We start from the raw sequence: 256 nt of genomic DNA, 5'->3' as shown, positions 1-256 counted from the left end.
CGTCCGCCTCACAAGCCGCCAGGAACTCCTCCAACGCCTGGACCTCACCCGAGACCACCACAGACGACGGCCCGTTCACGGCGGCGACGGAGATCCGCTCCTCACCCCACGGAGCGATCCGCTCACGCACCTCGGCAGCGGCCAGCGGCACGGACACCATCCCGCCCAGCCCCGCCAGCACCCGGCCGATCGCCTGCGACCGCAGCGCCACCACACGCGCCGCATCCTCCAACGACAAGATCCCCGCCACACACGC

Annotated in this window: 1 protein-coding gene; it reads right to left on the bottom strand. The window is 71.9% G+C overall.

Annotated elements, in window-relative coordinates; all coding sequences use genetic code 11:
• Positions 1–256: acyltransferase domain-containing protein (locus ACEPPI_RS40930; protein WP_373920302.1), on the bottom strand; the 256-nt coding region annotated here is incomplete at both ends.

Source organism: Streptomyces sp. AB3(2024) (genome assembly GCF_041862025.1).
Lineage (GTDB): Bacteria > Actinomycetota > Actinomycetes > Streptomycetales > Streptomycetaceae > Streptomyces.
Note: the sequence above shows the minus strand (reverse complement) of the source record. Positions and strands in the feature narration are given on the sequence as shown.